At 38.0% G+C, this 19,794-nt stretch carries 17 protein-coding genes; 3 read left to right on the plus strand and 14 right to left on the minus strand.

What is annotated here, in order from left to right; all coding sequences use genetic code 11:
- Positions 1 to 3: 3 nt before the first annotated feature.
- The 6 genes from BTO23_RS16565 to BTO23_RS16590 form a co-directional block, all read right to left on the minus strand.
- A complete protein-coding gene (locus tag BTO23_RS16565) occupies positions 4 to 588 on the minus strand; it encodes a hypothetical protein (RefSeq protein WP_105064072.1) in 585 nt (194 codons plus the stop codon).
- Between the two features lie 21 nt (positions 589 to 609).
- Positions 610 to 2,031, minus strand: coding sequence for an FAD-dependent oxidoreductase (locus BTO23_RS16570; RefSeq protein WP_105064073.1), 1,422 nt, complete (start codon positions 2,029 to 2,031; stop codon positions 610 to 612).
- On the minus strand, positions 2,028 to 2,846 hold the full coding sequence (locus BTO23_RS16575) for an FTR1 family iron permease (RefSeq protein WP_060992875.1): 819 nt from the start codon (positions 2,844 to 2,846) through the stop codon (positions 2,028 to 2,030). Before BTO23_RS16575 ends, BTO23_RS16570 begins: the two co-directional genes overlap by 4 nt.
- Positions 2,847 to 2,896: 50 nt before the next feature.
- Positions 2,897 to 3,379 (minus strand): hypothetical protein, encoded by a 483-nt coding sequence (locus tag BTO23_RS16580; protein WP_105064074.1) that lies wholly within the window; start codon positions 3,377 to 3,379, stop codon positions 2,897 to 2,899.
- A gap of 110 nt (positions 3,380 to 3,489) precedes the next feature.
- Complete coding sequence (locus tag BTO23_RS16585; RefSeq protein WP_105064075.1) at positions 3,490 to 5,511, minus strand: hypothetical protein; 2,022 nt, start codon at positions 5,509 to 5,511, stop codon at positions 3,490 to 3,492.
- A gap of 265 nt (positions 5,512 to 5,776) precedes the next feature.
- Positions 5,777 to 6,874 (minus strand): alkene reductase, encoded by a 1,098-nt coding sequence (locus tag BTO23_RS16590; RefSeq protein WP_105064076.1) that lies wholly within the window; start codon positions 6,872 to 6,874, stop codon positions 5,777 to 5,779.
- 121 nt (positions 6,875 to 6,995) lie between these two features.
- Here BTO23_RS16590 and BTO23_RS16595 point away from each other — a divergent pair, with 121 nt between their 5' ends.
- Positions 6,996 to 7,931: a LysR family transcriptional regulator gene (locus BTO23_RS16595; RefSeq protein WP_060992871.1), complete on the plus strand. Its 936-nt coding sequence runs from the start codon at positions 6,996 to 6,998 to the stop codon at positions 7,929 to 7,931.
- A 212-nt stretch (positions 7,932 to 8,143) separates the two neighbouring features.
- Here the strand turns inward: BTO23_RS16595 and BTO23_RS21515 are convergent, their stop codons facing one another.
- From BTO23_RS21515 to BTO23_RS16615, 6 genes are all read right to left on the minus strand, one after another.
- Positions 8,144 to 8,554, minus strand: coding sequence for a hypothetical protein (locus BTO23_RS21515; protein WP_245922132.1), 411 nt, complete (start codon positions 8,552 to 8,554; stop codon positions 8,144 to 8,146).
- Positions 8,555 to 8,585: 31 nt separating this feature from the next.
- A complete protein-coding gene (locus BTO23_RS21520; RefSeq protein ID WP_245922133.1) occupies positions 8,586 to 8,864 on the minus strand; it encodes a hypothetical protein in 279 nt (92 codons plus the stop codon).
- 29 nt (positions 8,865 to 8,893) lie between these two features.
- A complete protein-coding gene (locus BTO23_RS21265; protein WP_146107804.1) occupies positions 8,894 to 9,130 on the minus strand; it encodes a hypothetical protein in 237 nt (78 codons plus the stop codon).
- A 79-nt stretch (positions 9,131 to 9,209) separates the two neighbouring features.
- Complete coding sequence (locus BTO23_RS16605; protein ID WP_105064077.1) at positions 9,210 to 9,935, minus strand: hypothetical protein; 726 nt, start codon at positions 9,933 to 9,935, stop codon at positions 9,210 to 9,212.
- A complete protein-coding gene (locus tag BTO23_RS16610) occupies positions 9,936 to 13,196 on the minus strand; it encodes a T6SS effector BTH_I2691 family protein (protein WP_105064078.1) in 3,261 nt (1,086 codons plus the stop codon).
- A gap of 389 nt (positions 13,197 to 13,585) precedes the next feature.
- On the minus strand, positions 13,586 to 14,779 hold the full coding sequence (locus BTO23_RS16615) for an acetate/propionate family kinase (RefSeq protein WP_060992861.1): 1,194 nt from the start codon (positions 14,777 to 14,779) through the stop codon (positions 13,586 to 13,588).
- 297 nt (positions 14,780 to 15,076) lie between these two features.
- Between BTO23_RS16615 and BTO23_RS16620 the strand changes: the two genes are divergently transcribed.
- Positions 15,077 to 16,066, plus strand: a complete 990-nt coding sequence (locus tag BTO23_RS16620; protein WP_105064080.1) for a response regulator — start codon at positions 15,077 to 15,079, stop codon at positions 16,064 to 16,066.
- Entirely contained in the window at positions 16,066 to 17,025 is a 960-nt protein-coding gene (locus BTO23_RS16625; RefSeq protein ID WP_105064081.1) for a sensor domain-containing diguanylate cyclase, read from the plus strand. Before BTO23_RS16620 ends, BTO23_RS16625 begins: the two co-directional genes overlap by 1 nt.
- 212 nt (positions 17,026 to 17,237) lie before the next feature.
- On the opposite strand, the gene malG is transcribed toward BTO23_RS16625, so the two are convergent.
- Together malG and malF are read right to left on the minus strand one after the other, a co-directional pair.
- The gene (gene malG / locus BTO23_RS16630; protein ID WP_060992858.1) at positions 17,238 to 18,128 is read right to left on the minus strand and encodes a maltose ABC transporter permease MalG; all 891 of its coding nucleotides are present in this window, start codon (positions 18,126 to 18,128) and stop codon (positions 17,238 to 17,240) included.
- Between the two features lie 71 nt (positions 18,129 to 18,199).
- Complete coding sequence (malF, locus tag BTO23_RS16635; protein ID WP_105064082.1) at positions 18,200 to 19,744, minus strand: maltose ABC transporter permease MalF; 1,545 nt, start codon at positions 19,742 to 19,744, stop codon at positions 18,200 to 18,202.
- Positions 19,745 to 19,794 lie beyond the last annotated feature (50 nt).

Below are 19,794 nucleotides of genomic sequence, written 5' to 3' on the forward strand. Positions count from 1 at the left end.
TTTTTATTTAAAATCACTGATCGCATTGAGCAGTAGCGCTTTTTGCTTTGAAAATTCAACAGGGTTCGCAGGCGCTTTTCCTACTCCAAACACTCCTGGATTACCAATAGAGGCTAACGCACCTTGAATAGCTTGATTCGCCTCTTGACGTTGGTTACTGCTCATTTTAGGAACAAGTAAATCTAAAAATAACTTACTTTTTACGACCAATACTTTGGCTACTTGATAATCATTAAGATTATTTTCTGCACCATCTAATCGACGAATAATTTCTTCTACTACCGCAGAATCCATTAAAGTTTCTATTTTCTCTGCATCTTTATTATCAATTGCTTCTAACATCGGTGTTAAAAGATCAACTTGATGTTCATTTTTCAAGTAAGTAAATTCGTCATTTAAACTAGCTACGGATGTACTAACTGCAGCATAGTCAGGAATTGTTAGCGCTTGTAAAATCGCTTCTCGCCCTTCAATAACGGGCTCTTTACCTGCCGCTGCATAAGAATACGCATACGAAGATACATTAAAAAGTAGACTTAAAAACAAGACGAATAATTGGCGAACCACCGCTCTTCCATATCTATTCATTTATCACTCCTAAAGGTCACTTTACGCCACGCTTTGAACTTCAATCACCGTTTTTTCATTACGGAAATCAAATATTTCACGACGACGATCTTTGCCATCAATCACACTTTGTGCGGCCATCATTCCCATTTCCATCGCTGTATCTGTGAAAATGTAACGGAAAGTACCTTGTCGCCCAGTCATGATTAAATTTTCAAATTGACATAAATGGGTAATGGCCTTTTCACGTTTGGCTTGATAAGTAATATCCATTAATGGGTAGGCGTGCTCTGTGTATGAGGTAAAAAACTCTCCTGTCGCTAATTTAGGATCAACACCCAGAGCTTCAAGATCACTCAAAATACGTGTTTGTAGTTTTTTGCCATCCATATTCCAAACATCATCATTTTTATTGCATGGGATCTCGATCATCACTGATGAACGTCCCTCTGGAGCCATATACGATGAACGACGTTTTGGTTCTTGCAAACGAGTACCTAACATTTCAGGATCAGATAAATATTGCCATGTATTATCAGAGATATTTTCTGTCTCCATCGGCATATTCATAAAACGTAATGAACGGAATTCTAGTTGACTGTCAAAATCGGTTAATTTACACATTAATGATAATGGAAGTGTTGATATAAGATCATCACATTGAATATGCTTTACTTCATCGTTATGCTTATAACTTACTGAACCAATACGATTATTCTCAGCATCAAGGCCACATACATCACTGTTTAATAAGATTTTAGCACCGCGTGTTTCTAACTCTTCTGCCAATCGAGTATATAACTGACCAAAGCCTAATTTAGGATAGCGGTATTGTCGGGCGTAGGTACGAACGGATGATTTTTTACCTGGTAATAAACGTCGAACAACGTCTTTTAAATCCATCAAGCTAATACGTTGAGATGCCCAATCGCCAGATAAAAATTTAGGATCGATTCCCCATAATTTACCGGTATAACCTTCAAAAAAGTGTTTATATAAAGTACGACCAAAACGGCTTTCTATCCATTCGGCAAAACTTACATTCGATCTATCTTGAGGTTTTGATTTAAATAACTGTTTTATAAAGTCAACACCTCCACCCACAAGTAGAGGCAGCGGTGCATTTTTAATGAGATCTACCAAGGCTAACGGATATTGATAAATACGGCCTTTATATCGAATAACACTTTTACGTTGTGCAAACAGTAAATCATCTCCCATCAACTTATCAACAAAGGTCAATAATTTAGGGTTTTTAGTAATAAAACGATGCCCACCAAAATCAAAACGATATTCGCCATGTTCTCCGGTAAATGTTTGGGTTGCACACATTCCGCCTACGTGATCATCTCGTTCAATAATCGTAACTTGATAACCTGCGTCCATTAACTCCCATGCAGACATTAGGCCTGCCGGACCAGCACCAAGTACTATAACGTGTTTTTTATTTGATGATTCACTCATGCTTGCTTATAACCTCTATTCCAAAATGTAACAAATGTTGCCATGTATCCTCCCCATACTAATAATTGCAATAAACCTGGGGATGAATTGTAACCAAATAAAGCACGTAAAAATGTGCCAAAAACACCTCGATCATCGAGAATATGCGAGATATCAAATAATTGAGCATGCAAAATTGGAAGTAAATGAGCGGCTTGAAGCATATTAATAGCAGAAGATAATAAACCTGCGGCAATCACAATAATCAACAAACTCGTCCAGCGAAAGAATGAACGAATTGGTACATTTTTAGTACTTTTAAGCATCATCCAAACAATAACAAAAGCTAAAACTAAACCCGCGACGGCGCCAATAAGAGCATCTTGTGTACTGAATTCGCCAAAGTTTGAATACATCAATGCAGAGAAAAATAAGATGGTTTCAAACCCTTCTCTCAATACCGCTAAAAACGATAAGAAAACCAACCCGACAACATTGCCCTTAGAGACCATATCATCAATCTCTTTTTTCATGCCTTCTACTTGGCTTTTAGCCTGATTTTGCATCCAAATAGCCATATAAGTAAGAACGACAGTAGCAAAGAGCAATATCCCTGCCATAAGAATATTGCGATACAATTCGCTACTAAACTGATCAACAACAACCTGAAATACAACCGCAATGGCTAACGATAAAATGAGTCCCGCAAACACTCCAACATAGATATATTTATTGTATTGGCGTGCGTTTAATTTTGATAAATACGACAATGCAATCCCTACCAACAAAAAGGCTTCTAGCCCTTCTCGTAGGGTGATTAAAAAACTTGCAAACATAGTGACCTCAAATAGGTTAATTTAATTAAGAGTCTGAGCTCTTTCATTTATTACTTTATTGTTTTAAATACTTTTAGAACAGTCCAACGCATAGCGTGACGAAATACTAACGGTACAAGTAACCACGAAGAATAAAAATGCACATCTTGAATAAACAATCCTAGCTCATTACCAGGTTTACCAATAAAGAACAGATAAAAACCACTAAGACTGCAGATAATAAGCAGCCATTCAATGGCATTACCTGTGTGACGAAGAAAGGCCTTTTTACTTTTAGTAATTAATCGACGATGGGAAATCCAAAATGCACCAACCACTAAAATAAAAAAAGAAGCACCAATCAGCATATGACCTAGTAGTACCCACCGTTCAACTTGCCAATAAATTTCAACACGCTCCCAAAGCAAAACACCACTAATGAACATGGTATAAAGTAGAGCTTCAGCCCATTGATGATGATAGGCTAAACGTTGCCACCACTGACTAAATTTACTTAATTCTATTTTTGATTCAGAGATCTGATTTACAGCCATAATAATCGACACCTATTCTGTTTGAACTTTATGCTGTGTGTTAAGGCAATAGAAACGACAAAGGCAGCGAGAGAAATCGCTGCCTAAATACAGATAATGTCGCTTAATCGTTACTTAACACTGACTTTATTTGCCATTGTCATTGCTGTACCAAACTTACCACCAGCAGCAATAATTTGATAAACACCATCTTCATCAGTATCGGTTGATTTGCTACCTTTTAATTGGTTCTCACCTGAATCTCCCATCCATTCAGCTAATTGCATACCACCATTAATTACACCACGGAACCAACTTACGTAACGATCGGTTAATGTTGTTAGCTCAAGCGCTGGTTCATTTTCACCTTCTTCATTTTTAAGGTGTAAGATCACTTCACGCAAACCACCTGAAATCGCAGCGGCTGTGTATGGGGTATGAATAGTTGCTTTACCTGGTACTGAAGCCCATGTATTAATATTTTTATCAAACATGTTTTTCTCTACCGCTAGGTAAATAGAGCGAGCTGCTTGCTTGTATTTCACGTCATCAGTCGCTAAGAACGCAGCAACTAAACCTCGAATGGCAGCAAACTGTGCATCTAGTGATTTTCCATCATCGACTTTTACCGTTTTAGATAACGTTGCACCATCAGCCACTAAACCATTTTTAGTCACTAATTTATTAATGATGAAATCAGCTTGGCCTTTTATCATCATTAATGCTTCTTTACCTGCATCTGTTTTTAAATCCACATCTCCTGATTCTGCTGAAGCATAACCTACAGGCAGTGCATCTTTCGCTCGTTGATAAATAGACAGAGCAACAATGGAGTAAGCTGCATCATAAGTATCAACTTTATTGCCTTGTTTACCCGATTTATTTTCGGTTACAAATGTCCCTTTGGCTTTATTGTAATGCAGAGCAGCAATGTTCTTAAATAATAAATTCGACAAGTTGTTTGATAGTGAAAATGCATCTGTCGCAATGACATCATTCTTCTCATTAGCATCAATATTTACTTTTGGCGCTGCGGCAAATGGAGCGCCATCAAATACAGCTAAAAATGCCGGATTTTGAGCTGTATTTGCTGTACGTTGATCACTGTATGCAAAGAATTCTGAAACAGGCCATAACATTGACCATGTATCACGTAATGATGATGAACCATCAGTAACTTTCAATGCTTGGATTGATTTAACACCATTCTCCTGCCCTTCAATTACTGCAACTTTATGTGCGAACCAAATTGGTTTTTTAGACGGATTATAATCAGGGCCAAATTTCACACCTAATGTTTTTCCGTCAAATCCCATTTTATCCTGCATGATTTGCATCTTATCAACCGACATTTCAGTAAGAAGCATACCGTTGAAACCATCTGCAGCAGATACACCTAAACTGTGCTGACCATCTTGATCCATGATAGCTGATTCAGCTTCGACTTCTTCATCAGTCGTCGTTACGTGCATACCACCTAAGAAATCTTGCGACCACATCACTTCTTTAAGAAGAATGCCACCAGTGGCAGCTGGATTAAATGACTTATCAAAAGAGGCTTCATTCCAAGATAACGACTTGTAATCACGGAAATAAGCAGGTACTTCTGTTTGAACGGTTTTACTATTGCCTTTAGCTGTTGTGATTTCAACTTCATCACCATTAACCGTCGTTGTATCAGGCTTTTGTGCAAACTCAGGACTACCAGAAACATAAGGAAGTGAAATTGGGTACATATTCTGAGGAACTTCACTTACAGGAAAACCAACCGCTGTTGCCATCTCAATAACACGTTTACCTAAATCGGCTAACTCACCACCACGTGCTTTGTTCGCTGGGCCATTAACTAAATGAGGACCCATTGTTGATTGGTAGTTTAGTGCGTACATCGCTTCTTCAGAATATTCGTAGCTTTCAATACCTGATGCAAAATCAAATGGCGTTGGATCATCGGCAACATTTGGATCTAGCACATCCAAATCAAGACCTAATGACTCGGCAAGAGGCTCACCCGAAAGTTCAAATTCGGTATAAGCTAAGAAGTTACCTGCTGGCTCAAGAGTTTTATCTAAAACGGTTACTTCTGGTGCAGCATATACTGATGAAGCTAATACGGCGGCTGAAATAGCGATACTTAATGTTGATTTTTTCACTGCTTTTTCCTTTAGCTTTGATAATGAGAGTGATTATCATTAATAAACTTATTAACAACAAGGTTTTATTTTTTAAAGCAGGAAAAGTGTGACAATGATCACCAAAGTGTAAGTAAATATTACAAACCGTTAAAACCACAACTAAAGCAAAACAAGTAACCTTAAACATTTTCTGAATATAGTGAATAAAAAAAGAAAAAGCCCAAACCAAAATTTGAGCTTTAGAATGAAATATTAATGCCCATCAGTTAAATCGATAATGTCATTATTTTCCTTCGAACATAGGGTAATCAATATAACCAAGTTCGTTACCACCGAACAACGTTGCACCATCTAACCCTGAAAATTCATAATTGTTCTCTAACCGTGATACTAAATCTGGGTTAGAAACAAACGGACGACCAAAAGCAACTAAATTAGCATAGCCTTTATCTAATATCTCATCAGCTCGCTCTTGCGTATAACTGCCTGCCACGATAATAGTATTTGTAAAAATTTCTCGTAGCGTAATACGAAAACTCTCAGGAATAACAGGTGCATCATCCCAATCTGCTTCTGATAAGTGCATATAAGCAATATCACGAGCCTGAAGCTCTTTTGATGCGTCAAGAATAGTAGGAACAATGTCTGGGCAATCCATATCTTTAAATGTAATAAACGGAGCAAGACGAACACCCACTTTATCAGCACCAATCACTTCAATTACCGCATCGACAATTTCAAGTAAGAAACGAGTTCTATTTTCACGAATCCCGCCGTAGTTATCCGTGCGCTTATTTGAATTTGTACGTAAAAATTGATCAATCAAATAGCCATTGCCGCCATGAATCTCTACGCCATTAAAGCCCGCTTCTATCGCTTTCTTTGCTGACTGAGCGAAATCTTTGATAACCCGATCGATATCCGCCTGAGTCATTTCTCGCGGTTGAATGCAATCAACCATATTTCCATTGCCTTTATCATCAGAGATCCAAACCTTTGTCTCAACAGGCGATAATGCTGATGGTGCAATAGGCAATTCTCCCTTTTGGAAAGTAGGGTGAGAGACTCGTCCTACATGCCAAAGCTGACAAAACATCTTAGCACCTTGTTCTTGAGCCGCTTTAGTTACTAATTTCCAGCCTTCTACTTGCTCATCAGTATAAACACCAGGAGTAAATGAATACCCTTGTGAATCATCTGAAATTTGAGTCGCTTCAGATATAATTAAGCCCGCAGTCGCTCGCTGCTTATAATAAGTTGCCATCATTTCATTTGGGATATTACCCGGCTGACTTGTGCGAGCACGAGTCATTGGTGCCATTACAATACGATTCTGTAATGTCATCTCTTTCAAATTTGTTTTCTGAAATAATTTACTCATTATTATTACCTTACTAAAATAATTTAATCGCTGATGATTGTTATTATATTCATTCGATTTATTTTGATAATTAGGTAAAATATAAATTCATTATTTAGTTAAATCGAATAAAGAAGGTGGTATGGATAAATTCTCAGATATGGCAATGTTCATTAGCATTGTTAAACATCAAGGGTTAGCTGCTGCGGGGCGTGAACTGGGGCTTTCTCCCGCCACTATGACAGCAAGACTCCAAGCACTTGAAGAACGTTACGGAGTTAAATTTCTGAATAGAAGTACAAGGCACATTTCTCTAACCGATTCTGGGGAGCTGTATCATAAAGCATGCCTTGAAATATTAGATAACGTTAATGAAACTGAAACTCTCATTCGTAATGGCGTGAAGGAAGTGAAAGGCCCATTAAAAATCTCTGCCCCAAAAGACATCGGGCAGCAATATATCCTCCCTATTCTATCGGAGTTCTGCAAACTCTATCCTAATATTGTGCCTTATTTATATTTAAATGATCGTATCTCTAATATGGCTGAATCAGGTATAGATATTGTGATCCGATATGGTGAACTCACTGACAGCAGTTTGATATCACGTCGTTTATCCCCTAGTCGCCGAGTATTATGTGCCTCTCCAGAATACTTAGCTCAACATGGAACACCATTAACACCTAAAGATTTAATGAACCATGATTGTTTGGCAATGCTACGCAGTAATGAGGAATTAAAAACGTGGCACTTCCAAGACAAAGAGTCAAAAAGTGCAGTCACTATTATACCGAAACGATTTTCTGATGATGGTGAGGTAATTAGACATTGGGCATTAGAAGGTGCAGGGATTGCATTAAAGTCAATATTGGATGTACAAGCCGATATCAACAGCCAGCGTTTAGTGACTTTACTTAACGGCTATATGAAGAACTTTAATACATCGACATCAAGTGCGAACTTAAATGTGGTGTACATCAGTAAGAAATATCAACCTAAGCGGATCCGCTTGTTCTTAGATTTTCTTCATGACAGATTTGGAGATTTAATCAAAAACCAAGAATTAAATGGAAAGTAGTTCATTTTTGTAGTTTATCTGCCTCGTAACAAAAAGGCTCAAACCTAAGTCTGAGCCTTTTAATATAAGTCATATAACTACTTAACGATTACAGCAATTCAACAGACTGCTGAGCGATCACAAATTCTCCGTTGGTTGGGGTTAGTAAAGTATCGCACCTTAAATGCCTCTAATTTATGATGCTATACATTTCAGCGTTCAGACATTTAGGTTCATGCAACTTCATCTTGCTGATAAACAGGATGTTTATATTGATCATTTAATCTTTTTATTTTGACCATTTCCATTTCTGGGAAAAGTAATTTTAAATGGGATAACAATTCCGCTTTTTGTTCGAGGGTCTGAGTATATATATCACCTATATACCCATACGCACCTTTTTCAGGGATAGTTAATGACACCACACCATCATTAATTATGTGAAAAACAACACTGCGTTCATCAATAAATATATGGCTCTTATCTACAGTTGACTGGAAATTCGTCATCCCAAATGACATAAGCGCAAAGGCCCCAGCACCAACAAAAGCCAGTGGACCAAGCATAAAGGCAACGATAATACAGACCACAATGCCAACCCAAGCAAAGCCTCGCGCGATCTTATAAGCCACTTCAGGGATCATGTCTTGTTCTTTATAATGAATCCCATTGATGTTAGGTGATAACAACGATGTTTATCTGGAAAAATAAATACCTCACGACCAGCATTCCAGCTATTGCACAACCTGTAAAAAACCAAAATTCATTACTCCATAAAGGAATACTTTCAACACATATTAGAAATAAAGGTAAAAGCCAACCAATAAAAGCAGCGACTCCCCAAACTACTAATTTATCCTTTAAACTTCCTCCTACATCCTCCCAACTGTAGATAATCTTTGCCTGATATAGCTGTTCTTTTAATTGATCTATTTTTTCTTTAGAACCCATCATTCACCTCAACGTTAATAGTGCGAATGACGTTATCTTTCCGTGCTGGCAATATAATGAGTTCTCCCTTGACTACTACCTGAAGCAATATAGCCCAACATATCATGCTCTGATGCTTGCCAGTTAAAAGGCATATTAACTAAGATCGTAATGGTATCTCGGATTGTGCCGCCTAAATCTAACTGATAAATTGGATTTCCCATGTCATCTTTACTCCAAATACCATTTTGTTCGTTTACTACTACCGCTGATTTTAATGAAGAAGTCACATAACTATATTTATTTTGCGCTAGCTTGTTAGGAGGAGTAGAAAGTATTGTTTAATCTTATTTGAGGCTTATAAATAAATCACTCTGCAATTTCATCTTGCTGATAAATTGGATGCTTGTATTGATCATTTAATCTTTTGATCTCCATGATTTCCATATTTATAGAAAGTGATTGTAAGTTGGTAAGTAACTCCATTTTTTCTTCGAGAGTCGAAGTGTATACAAGGCCTTTATATTGAAACTTACCTTTTTCTGGGATCGTAAATGACACTACTCCATCATTCCTTATATGAAAAACAACACTACGCTCATCAATGAATATATAACTCTTATCTATGGTTGACTGGAAATTTGTCATCCCAAATGACATGAGCGCAAAAGCCCCTGCTCCAACAAAAGCTAAAGGACCAAACATAAAGGCAACGATAATACAGACCACAATACCAACCCAAGCAAAGCCTCGTGCGATTTTATAAGCCATCTCTGGGATCATGTCTTGTTCAGTGTAATGAATGCCCATTGGAGTCAAGTTATAGCAACGATGTTTATCTGGTGCAAATAAATATCTTCCTATAAACACCAGTGTCATTGATAAAATAAAGAGCCCAAAAAAAACAGGTGAGTCTACTGTCATGTCAGTAACCGACCAAAGAAACAATAATGGTATTCCCCCTGAAAATATTGACAAAATCCAGTATGCTAAATTAGTGTATTTTTGACCCGCGCCCTGATACTCCCAAGAATAAATTGTATTCGCTTTGTAAAGTTGATCTCTTAGCCGTTTTTTTTGTTCACCTGCATTCATTTAGTTCACATCCACATTAATTGTTCTAATAGAAGATTCTTTAAATGCAGGTGATATAACAAGCTCACCTTGGCTATTACATGAAGCAATATAGCCTAACTGTTCATGCTCTGATGCTTGCCAGTTAAAAGGCAGGCTAATGAAGACCGTAATACTATCTTTGGTTGTACCAGCTAAATCTAAACGATAGACTGGATTTCCCGCTTCATCTTTACTCCAAATGCCATTTTGTTCGTTTACGACTACCGTAGGTTTTGGTGAAGATGTCACATAGCTGTACTTATTTTGCATTGGTGTGCGCGTAACTTGTAAACCAATGGACTTACCTTTTGTATACATGGGCAAAGATATCTCTAATTGCCATTGTTGCCCCACAGCGGAAGCGTACATTGCTTTAGAAGGAAGGCTAGAAATTACCTTATTTAGCCTGACCTGAGGCTTATGAATAATCTGCTCCAATCGGGTCAACTCATCAACGACTTCCCATTGCTTTGAAGCTTTTCCCCATGTGGAATGTAATAGCCATTTTTCTAATTCGGAGCGCTTAAAGGTATTGATAATTATAATCGAGATAAAAAAGAGAATTGCACTAACCATAAATGTGGTCAGCATCCAAGGCGCGATAATAGCACCGATACTAGTAGAGAATATCCCAAATCGACTAAAGACGTTTGCTCCAAACTGGAAGAAATATACAAACGTTTGAGAAAAAGTCGATACCCCTTTCAGTCCATATCCAAACCGTTCCATCGGTGAATGACTCGTATCTTTAAATTTATCATGGCTCTCCCACGTCTCTAATCCTGTCGCGATTAAACCAAATAAAGATACCGCAGCGGTTGTTTTGGCAAAGGTTTTAAGTGCTATTGTTTCTGAAACACTAGCTTCTTTTATCGCTAAATGTAAACTCTTCTTAAGTAATTCTCCATCTGTAGCCATCTTACTCCAAGTAACATCTCTCCACATTGCTGTGACAGCCGATACTGCATAACTTGTCGCATAGGTTGCTTCTCTAACAGCAGGGTCGGTCCATAAATCACTCTCTGGATGTTGCGCTGCTTTATGATGGAGATTTTTAAGCACTGCTGCCGTATTCCAAAGGTTAAGGATGGCGACAACCCCACCCATCTTCCCCATTTTATTCCACGATGCTTGAGTAATATCTTTACCTTGCTGCCAACTGCGCTCTATTGCTTCATTGAGCATTTGCTTGGCGGCATTATTGACGGCTTCATACTTGAGCATCACCATCACAGGAAGTTCACTACTCAATAACTTTTGCATTCTTTGTTGAGCGCTGCGCATGGTTTGTATTTGATGGTTTTTCGGTGTCGGTTGCCCTGATGGTGGTTGACTAATTTGGCGAATGATCATCACTTCTGCATTCATCTTTCGCTGCCACGCGGCAAAGTGTGCAGGGTAATCAGGGTTATGTATCACAACTGCCTCGGGGTTAACCAGCGCTTCCAATATGACCAACCTTAAATTACTGATCATCCCCAGAGGCGTTGTTGCAGTGTTCATTTGATGTGGAAACAGTAAATTCGCTATCCCTCGCCAACTCTCCTTAGCTTGGCCTGTCACTGCATTTTGCAGAGCAATAAAACTTAACTGCACAGGCTCAGCTAATGCTTTAAACCATTTATTATCTTGAATTCGAATATCCTCTGTAAAGCCTCCCCAACTCGCTATCGCTCCCGATAATGCCCCCATATCACCTGAGCTATTGGTTGAAATAAGGTGATTACTCAACTCTTCCACATGATCATTAAGTGCTTGTAAGTTGTCGTTTGAAAATCCCAATGACGCTAATGCAAACAGTGTTTTTGGCGAATCGAGGGAAAGTGCGATTTCTAGGGTGGCTAGCTCCTTCTCGGTATTCACCGCTTGTTTGATTACCTGTAAATATTGGCTAATTACACTTAATAAATAAGTAAGGTGGTCTTCATCTTGATTATCAATACCAATGACTAATGGATCAGCTCCTAATTGCTCAAACGCCTCCATAAAATCTTGATAGAGCATGGCAATACGCTTATCTTGATCTTTACGTTGGGTGTAATGTTGAGTAAGAAACTCATCTAACTCATTCCAATTAACCTCATCACTGAAGAGAGTATTCTTTTCCCAAGCGGTTTTCTGCTCATCACTGGGCGTAAAATGGTATTTTTCTTTTAGTTCAGAGTGTTTCTCTAACGCTTCTTCTTGAAGTGGAGTAAATGGGGTATTGCCAATACTTGGATTTGACTCGAAAGCCGCAGACTCTTTATCTGCCAGAGATTGAATGGCTAGATATTCGGTTAACTGGCGTTCAAATTCCAATACCTTCATTGGGTCATCGCTAACTTGCTCAGGTAGCTCCTCAGGCTTTAGCCTAACTCGACCCAGATTACGGGTAATTTCAGCCATTTGCAGTTTATGGATATTATATTCATCTTTGTGTATTGCGCTGCGTAGTGTGATTTCTTCTGCAAGTGGTAAGAATAAATCGGATACATCCGCTAACGGATCATCTAGCGCAATAAACATTCCACAATCTTGGGCTGGTAAATCGACTCGATAATCGACATCCCAACACCCTGGCTTATCTGCTACATGTTTAAAACTATCAGTTTGAGCTTCAGTTGAAGTTAATGGTGTGCAAGTCGAGTTAAATATCCCTGTTGGAGCACCATTTACGCCAATATCTGCTGCATAGTGACCAAGCTTAGAAGAAAGTCCAGTGTGAGGGTGAGCCAAGGCCGAGTTAAATTGTTTTAAATTAACCTTACGCATCCATAATGAGCGATTAGATGTATGGGAGCGCATATGCTCACACAATCGCCATGTCCAACGTTGATGGGCAAATGCCATATAGATCGTATTCTTCGCTGGGTACACTAAGCAACTCTTGGTTTCACCTTTGCTACCTCGTTCATTAGCGAGCTTATCGGCTTCATCGTTTGACCACTCAATTTTAGTAAACTCATACCCTTCAATTTGATATTCATGAAATGTTTTATCTGTTTCATCATACACATACAACCAACCATCACGGAGTTGCCTTAACGTATACTGACGCTGCTTAGGCGTAAATCGGCCTTTCCATTGCGCGTCAGAAGCTGGGAATGGGTGCATCTGCAGCCCTTGCTCATTCATATCGTCCAAGGCATAACTAACGGGAATAATACCAATATCACTACGCTGAAAGGGGCATAAGCCAACAGGACTTCTTACGTCACGGGTTGATGCGCACATAGCGGCTTTGTTGGCAGTACTCATTCAATACTCTTCCTTATGTGTATTTAGCATTTACTTTGACTGGCTGATTGCTTACGAAAAACCAACAAGTAAGGTTTCTTGTAAAATCGAGATGAGAAAACTCTATATAGGTGAGAAATAAGACACAATAAAATCACACATTTTAAGACTTAAAAATCAAATCGACCCGAGAGAGTTCACACTTTAAATGAAAGAGATTGTTGGAAGATGAGTGATTTTTTATTTATAAGGTTGGGGAGAACTTATAAATAATAAAATCAATAGGATGTGAAATTTAGCATTAATTATCTGCAAGTGTTTCTTTTGTATGTATATGCAATCACAAACCCAAGAAACAAAAAAAAGCGAGCCATCACAGCTCGCTTTTAAATCTATGTTTTTATTATAATTTACAGCAATTCAACAGACTGCTGAGCTATCACGAATTCTTCGTTGGTTGGAATAACCATTGCGACAGCATTTAACATTTCAGATTTAGCAATAATACCATCAGCGCCAAAACGAGCACCTTCATTACCAGCAACATCTTCAACAAAACCAAGAATTTTAAGATTGTTTAAGATTTCGCGACGGATTGGTAAAGAGTTCTCACCAATACCACCAGTAAAGATGATACCATCTAAAGAATCTAATGCAGCAAGGTAAGATGCAACATATTTAGCAACACGGTATGTGAACACTTGGAATGCTAGTGTTGCGCCTTCGTGTCCTTCTTCCATCGCTTCTAAGATACCACGAGCATCACTTGTTAAACCGGACACTCCTAAGAAGCCAGACTCTTTATTTAAAGAGTTAAATACTTGCTCTTGTGACCAACCTTTCTTAAGTAGGTATTCAATAATACCTGGATCTAAATCACCACAACGAGTCCCCATCATTAGGCCTGAAAGCGGTGTAAAGCCCATTGATGTATCAACACTGTTACCGTCTTTAATTGCACAAACCGATGCGCCATTACCTAGGTGAACAGAGATAAAGCTAGATTCTTCAATTGGCTTATTAATCATTTTAGCCGCTTCACGACTTACAAAGTAATGACTTGTGCCGTGGAAACCGTAACGACGTACACCAAAATCAGTATATAACTCTTTAGCAATTGCACCCGTGTATGCACGCTTTGGCATAGTTTGGTGAAAAGCTGTGTCAAATACCGCAAATTGAGGAAGAGAAGGAAAGGCTTCAACAGCAGCTCGAATGCCAATAGCACCAGCAGGGTTATGCAACGGAGCTAAATCAGATAGGCTTTCAATCTCTTTTGTGACTTCTTCTGAAATTCGTACTGTTTGCGTGAATTTTTCGCCACCATGAACAATACGGTGACCAATAGCAACAATGCCATCAGTAAAGCCTAGTTCTTCAGTTAAACCAACTAATTTGCCGATAGCAATTTTATGATGGTTTTCTTCGCCTTCAATGGCAATTTCAGTTTTCTGTCCCTGATACTTCCAGCTCATACGAGCATCTTCCAGGCCAAAACACTCACCCAACCCGCTTAATACTGCATCACCAGAAGCAGAATTGATAACAGCAAACTTTAGTGAAGAGCTGCCTGAATTGATAACTAATACGTATTCGTTGTTCATCATTATTCTCTTTTTATAAACTGTAGGTTACACATATATTTGTGCCTTTTGTAACACTCCTATTATTCAACTTTTTTTTAATTATTCAACTTTTGTTTTTCTTTTGTCCGTTTTTTTCTAGCAATTCTTTATCCTAGATCAAAATCCATACTTTTAAGCAGATATTAAACAAACTGATAATTATGTAAAAAGTGTTAGCTAGGTCCGATTACCACCCTTTACTGGAAGCAATGTATTGATTTTGAACTTCATAAACTAAAAAATGACACTTCGTCTATTTTTTGACTTTTAGTACCTATGAATATATTGATCTGCGATGACTCTAAAATCGCACGAAAAGCACTCTCAAGTAATATAGAGCTATCTCAAGACCTTACTCTGTTTTATGCTGAAAATGGGAAAGAAGGATTAGATGTATTACGAGCGCACTCGATTGATATACTTTTCCTTGATTTAACCATGCCTGTCATGGATGGTTTTGATGTACTAAGTCAACTCCCAATCAATACCTACCCAACCCAAACGGTGGTGATCTCTGGTGATGTTCAAGAGAAAGCAAAACAACGTTGCTACCAATTAGGTGCAAATGAATTTATTAATAAACCATTTAAGCAGGAAGAAATTGCAGATGTCCTTCTTCGGTACGGTATTCCTGTTTCATCAAAACTCTTAGCTTTTCGCCCTAAGTTCTCTCTAAGCTCTGCAAATCTAATAGAGAATATTAAAGAGATCAGTAACGTTGCCTTAGGGGCTAGTGCCGCTCTGATTTCTGAACAATTTGACCGTTTTATTGATATGCCATTACCGAATGTCGCTTCTTTACACCATTCAGAGCTTCAAATGACATTACAAGATATTGTTAATAACTCAGAGTATCGCACTATCTCACAACGATTTGTAGGTTATGGCATAAACGGAGAAGCATTAGTATGCTTACATGGCAGTGATTTAGCAGAGTTACTGAGTGTCAATCAAGGTAACGAACAAATCACAACCAATGAAGCGATCTTAGATATTTCAAATCTGTTGGTATCTTCATTTTTATCTTCTTTTAATAAACAATTAGATATAGAGATTTCTCTACGCCAACCTATTGTATTAGAAACAGAACAGTTAAAGGCTGCGTTAAAAGAAAGTCATTCTTTTCTTAACGACTATGACTCTGATATTTTTACGATTGAATTCGTGTATTCAGCGGAAAGCTTAGATTTAAAATGCGATGTCATTTTTTTAATGGATAACGATTCATTAACGGCCATTAAATCAATCTTAGAGAGCGTATTATAATGAACACCGATATGAATGATTTTCATTGGGCAATGCAAGTAATTGGTGATTTGGACGCAGGTTTAATTGTGTTAGACCAAGATTATCAAGTCTGTGCTTGGAATGCGTTTATGCAATCTTATAGTGGTATCACCTCAGATAAAATCTTAGGTAAGGTCATTTTTGATGCCATTCCAGACTTACCTGAAACTTGGTTAAGAAAAAAAGTTAACACTGCTTTTAGGCTTAATACTCGAGGTTTCTCCTGCTGGGAAGATAGACCTTATCTGTTTAAATTCAAAAACTTCACCCCTATTTCTAATAGCTTGATTGAAATGCGTCAAAATATCACCTTTTCTCCTCTTACTTCACTAAATGGGCAAGTTTCTCATGTTAGTTTAGTGATCAGTGACGTTACCGATATTGCAAAGAGTAAACTTCATTTACAAAAATCAAATCAACAACTCTCGAAATTAAGCCGAACAGACGGATTAACACAATTATTTAATCGCGCTTATTGGGAAAAATGCTTACAACAAGAATTTGACCAAGCAAAAATATCCGGAAGTGCTTCATCTGTTGTGATATTTGATATTGACCACTTTAAAAAAGTAAATGATACCTACGGCCACACTGTTGGGGATGATGTGATCCGTAATGCCGCTGACTTGTTAAGAAAAACATCACGTAACACAGACAGCTGTGGCCGCTATGGCGGAGAAGAATTTACAGTTATCCTCCCTGGTGCAAATTCAGAGCAAGCGCTGTATTTCTCAGAGCGATTACGTAAACGAGTAGAAAAGGCAATTGTGAAGTGCGAAGGCTCTAATGTAAGTTATAAGGTCAGTTTAGGTATCTGTGAATTATCAGATGAACATGATGACTATTCAAGTTGGTTAGAAATGGCTGACAAAGCACTTTATCACTCTAAAAAAAACGGTAGAAATCAATCTACAATTTATACTTCTGCTCTAAAATAGCTTTATCTTCTTAAGTAATAAATAGAAAAAAGCCTGAGTGATAATACTCAGGCTCTGATTACAAAAAGTAAAGTTGCATCCTGCAACACTTACCCAGCTATGCGTAATGCCAATACTGCGCTGAACACTTTACCGATCGGCGACCAAACCATCATAAAGCTCTTCACGCAAATGGACCCTGCCCAAAATGTGTCGGGTCCGTATAATTATCGTTATCCTTTTACACCACCGGCTGTCAAACCACCCACAAGGAACTTCTGAGCAAGTAAGAAAACCAATGTAATAGGCAATGCTGATAATACAGCAGCGGCCGCAAAATCGCCCCATAAGTAGTTCTGAGGGTATAAATATTGTTGCATACCCACTGCTAATGTGTATGAGTTTACATCAGAAAGTAGTAAAGATGCTACCGGAACCTCAGTAATTACACCAATAAATGACAAAATGAAGACAACTGCCAAAATTGGTACAGACAATGGTAATAATACTAAACGGAATGCTTGCCATGGCGTAGCTCCATCTAACGCTGCGGCTTCTTCTAATGAATTATCAATGGTTTCAAAATACCCTTTAATCGTCCACACATGTAAAGCAATACCGCCTAAATAAGCAAAGACAAGACCACCATGAGTATTTAATCCTAAAAATGGAATGTACTGACCCAATTTATCAAACAAAGCGTATAAAGCAACCAGCGCCAGTACCGCAGGGAACATTTGGAAAATCATCATACCTTTCAGTATAGTTTCTTTTCCTTTAAAACGTAGTCGAGCAAACGCATAGGCACTGGTCGTTGATAATGCAACTATCAATATAGAACTAATCGCAGCAACTTTTACTGAGTTCCATAACCAAGTGAGAACAGGAAATGGAGGTTGAGTTGTTGAGCCGTCAGCGTGCTCTACTGCTATTCCTAATGCTAACTTCCAGTGCTCTAACGATGGATTTTCAGGAATAATACTCCCTGTTGCAAAGTTACCTTCACGGAATGAAATCGTAATAACCATTAGCAGTGGGAATATTATCATTGCTAAAAATATCCACATTGCTACATGAGTAGCCCAAACACGATACTTTAAGTTTTTTCCTTGAACCATTGCCATATCAATGAATCCTTATTTGTTGGGAATAAAGCAGCTAAATACAAATCTCTTAATAGATAGCTACTTAAACATTAATTATTTGATAATTTAGTGAAACGTAGGTTCAGTAACGCTAAGCCACCAACCAATAAGAAAATAAGCGTTGCAATTGCACTTGCTAGACCAAAGTCTTGACCACCACTGCCCTCAAACGCGATTCGATACGTGTAGCTTACTAATAAATCAGTATAGCCTGCGGGCTCAGTTGTTCCGATCATATTTGGGCCACCTTTAGTCAATAGTGCAATCATTACGAAGTTATTGAAGTTAAAAGCAAAAGCAGCAATCAATAACGGTGTTAACGGTTTTACCATCATTGGCACAGTAATGTTGAAGAAGTTTTGAATTGGCCCAGCCCCATCAATTGCTGATGCTTCATAAAGATCTTCAGGAATAGATTTCAACAAACCCATACATAAAATCATCATGTAAGGGAAACCAAGCCATGTATTCACGATTAATACCATTGTTTTTGCAGTAAATGGGTCGGAGAACCAATTAGGTTGAATACCAAACATGCTATCAAGTAACATATTTATTTCACCAAAGCTTTGGTTAAAAAGACCACGGAAAATCAAGATAGAAATAAATGCAGGAACTGCATAAGGAAGAATTAATAGAAGACGATAAACCGCACGACCTTTAAGCTCTTCCCACTGCACTACCGCAGCAAGAACTAAACCTATTGCTAAAGTGAAGACAACGGTACAAGTTGCAAAAATAACCGTCCAGATAAAAATGCTAATAAAAGGTTCTTTAATACCATCATCTTTCCAGATACGTTCAAAGTTAGCAGCACCAACATTTACAACAAAACCAGGAGAAATAGGATCGCCAATGAAAGCATCATTATCGTTCACTTCTTGATAGAAGCCTGTTTCATGGTTAGCTTTAAAATAAGTTTCAGTTTTATTGTTATAAAGCGTTTCACCGTCTTCCTGTAAAACAAACAGTGGTGCTACCGCTGCAAATTTACGCAACCCACTCATTTGAATCTCACCACCAGATGGTAAAGATAAAGTGATTAAATTTAAATTTGGGCGTTTACCGATAATTTGTTTAATTGTTACTTTTTTACCTTTAACTGAATCAACTGGCGTTAAAGCAAGATTGCGCTCAACAGCCTCAGTTAAATCAAAGGTTTCAGTTGCTAATAACTCACCTGAATCTTTAATCGTTAATGCATAACCGTTTCCCTGATTCATTAATTCAAATTTATAACTCTTTCCACTTTGAAATGTTTTTGATAGATGAACGGTTTGTGCTCGTTCTAATGTCACCTGATTAGTTGCACTATAGTTCGTGAATGCGAGTCCAACGGTATAAACTAATGGAAAAATAATGAATAAAATCATGCCTGCAATACCAGGGAAGGTATATCTATGGGCGTACGTTTTTTTGCTACCAAATACATAAACGGCTAACGATGTTAATACGAGAGTTAACATTGCAAATGCAGTTTCACCACGAGAATACATAAGTACGCATACATAACCATTGATCGCGGCAATAGCAGACAATAGTCCCCATTTTGCTAATGATTTATAATTTGTATGCGAAGCGACTGCTGTTGTCATAAGCTCCAAGACCTTTTTTAAAATACCAACCTAGTAAGTCAATTAATGTG

Origin of the sequence: Aliivibrio sifiae (genome assembly GCF_002954715.1) — a bacterium.
In the GTDB taxonomy this organism is placed as follows: domain Bacteria; phylum Pseudomonadota; class Gammaproteobacteria; order Enterobacterales; family Vibrionaceae; genus Aliivibrio; species Aliivibrio sifiae.